Origin of the sequence: Pseudomonas sp. SZ57 (assembly GCF_009495975.1) — a bacterium.
Classification (GTDB): domain Bacteria; phylum Pseudomonadota; class Gammaproteobacteria; order Pseudomonadales; family Pseudomonadaceae; genus Aquipseudomonas; species Aquipseudomonas syringae.
Map to the genome: position 1 here is coordinate 1 of NZ_WIBD01000055.1, position 434 is coordinate 434.

The 434-nt window shown below is 52.8% G+C and carries 2 tRNA genes and 1 rRNA gene; all 3 read right to left on the bottom strand.

The window, feature by feature from the left end:
* Window positions 1-73 precede the first annotated feature (73 nt).
* A tRNA-Ala gene (locus GE543_RS26965) sits at window positions 74-149 on the bottom strand.
* Window positions 150-204: 55 nt separating this feature from the next.
* Window positions 205-281, bottom strand: a tRNA-Ile gene (locus tag GE543_RS26970).
* Between the two features lie 83 nt (window positions 282-364).
* Window positions 365-434 (bottom strand): 16S ribosomal RNA (locus GE543_RS26975); the annotation flags it as partial.

A 434-nucleotide genomic window follows, 5' to 3' on the forward strand; every position in this document is an offset into this window, starting at 1 on the left:
AATCAACATTCATGCACTGATCATCAAGATCAATGGAATGCTCATTTCTAAGCTTTCAAACAGAAGCAGTAAGTGGTGGAGCCAAGCGGGATCGAACCGCTGACCTCCTGCGTGCAAGGCAGGCGCTCTCCCAGCTGAGCTATGGCCCCGTATTTCTACATACCGTGGAGGCGTCTACTCTGACCAGCTATCTCACCAGTAAACTGGTGGGTCTGGGCAGATTCGAACTGCCGACCTCACCCTTATCAGGGGTGCGCTCTAACCAACTGAGCTACAGACCCGAACTCGGGCGCTGCTTCTAATCGTCTTCGTCAATGAATCAAGCAATTCGTGTGGGTGCTTATGGCGCAGCTGAGTCGTCGATTAAGGAGGTGATCCAGCCGCAGGTTCCCCTACGGCTACCTTGTTACGACTTCACCCCAGTCATGAATCAC